The 1,604-nt window shown below is 39.9% G+C and carries 1 protein-coding gene; it reads left to right on the forward strand.

Annotated features, from left to right (window positions below; translation table 11 throughout):
- Positions 1-112: 112 nt before the first annotated feature.
- Complete coding sequence (locus tag ACYVD3_RS16390) at positions 113-1,600, forward strand: IS1182 family transposase (protein WP_460643558.1); 1,488 nt, start codon at positions 113-115, stop codon at positions 1,598-1,600.
- The last annotated feature ends 4 nt before the right edge of the window (positions 1,601-1,604 follow it).

The raw sequence follows: 1,604 nt of genomic DNA on the forward strand, positions 1-1,604 counted from the left end.
CTCATGTTTTACCACAGATGTTTATTTTAGAGCTATAAAGTCCTTATAAATACAGACTTTATAGCTCTTTTTTGGTATAATTATAGTATCAAATATAAGGTGGTATCTTCTTATGATGACTCAGAATGCAGATAAGAAAAGAGAACAGATGCAGATCTTTTGCATGGATGATCTGGTTCCACAGGATCATCTTCTTCGAATTATAGACAAGGCAATCGACTGGACTTTTATCTATGCTCTTGTTGAAGACAGATATTCCCATGAAACAGGAAGGCCGAGTATGGACCCGGTCACGTTGATTAAAATTCCTTTTATTCAGTATCTCTATGGCATCAGAAGCATGCGCCAGACCATGAAAGAAATTGAAGTCAACGTTGCTTACCGCTGGTTTCTGGGGCTGGAGATGACGGATAAAGTTCCTCATTTTTCAACCTTTGGTAAGAATTATACCCGCCGATTTAAAGATACCGATCTGTTTGAACAGATTTTTTCTCATATATTGATGGAATGCTACCGATTTAAGCTGGTTGATCCACGTGAGGTATTTGTTGATGCCACTCATGTAAAAGCATGTGCGAACAATAAAAAGGCACAAAAACGAATCGCCACAGAAGAAGCCTTGTTCTATGAAGAACTTCTGAAAAAAGAACTGACTGCAGACCGGGAACTGCATGACAAAAAGCCATTAAAAGATAAGGATGATAAAACTCCTCCCAGTCCCCCCTCCGGAGGAAGCGATACAGATGGAGAAAAAAGATTGCCCAGGGAAGAACGAACCAAGAAATGCAGTACAACGGATCCGGAAAGTGGCTGGTTCCACAAAGGGGAACACAAAAGTGTATTTGCATATGCCATAGAAACAGCTTGTGATAAAAATGGTTGGATTCTTGGATATACTGTCAGTCCAGGCAATCTTCATGACAGCCGAACATTTAAAGGACTTTATGATAAGATCAAAGAGATCGGGATTCAAACACTGGTTGCAGATGCAGGATATAAAACACCTGCAATTGCAAAGATGTTGCTTGATGATGGAATCAATCCGCTCTTTCCTTACAAGCGTCCCATGACGAAAGATGGATTCTTCAAGAAATATGAGTATGTATATGATGAGTATTACGACTGCTATATCTGCCCGAATAACAAAACACTGAAATACAGTACAACAAACCGGGAGGGATATCGAGAATACAAAAGTTGTGGAGTCAGTTGCAGCAATTGTTCGTATCTGTCTCATTGCACGAAGAGCAAGGACCATGTAAAACTGATTACACGCCATATCTGGGAAGATTACATGGAACAGTGCGAAGATATCAGACATACTCCTGGAATGAAAGAACTGTATGGATTAAGAAAAGAAACCATAGAAAGGCTCTTTGGTAATGCAAAAGAAACCCATGGTTTCCGATATACACAGATGATAGGAAAAGCCCGGATGGAAATGAAGGTGGGGCTTACCTTTGCATGTATGAATCTGAAAAAGCTGGCAAAAATGAGGCAACGGGAAAGGGTGAAAAAAACAAGTCTGTCAGATATTTTTGAGAAAATGGCATTTATTATCATGAGCCCGACAAAAATGGCACTAGGATTTGCATCCTAGTGCC

Source organism: Lacrimispora brassicae, assembly GCF_054772055.1.

Excerpts from the sequence above, each read along its gene's own strand:
- ACYVD3_RS16390 (WP_460643558.1), top strand. The coding sequence starts at position 113 with ATGATGACTCAGAATGCAGATAAGAAAAGAGAACAGATGCAGATCTTT.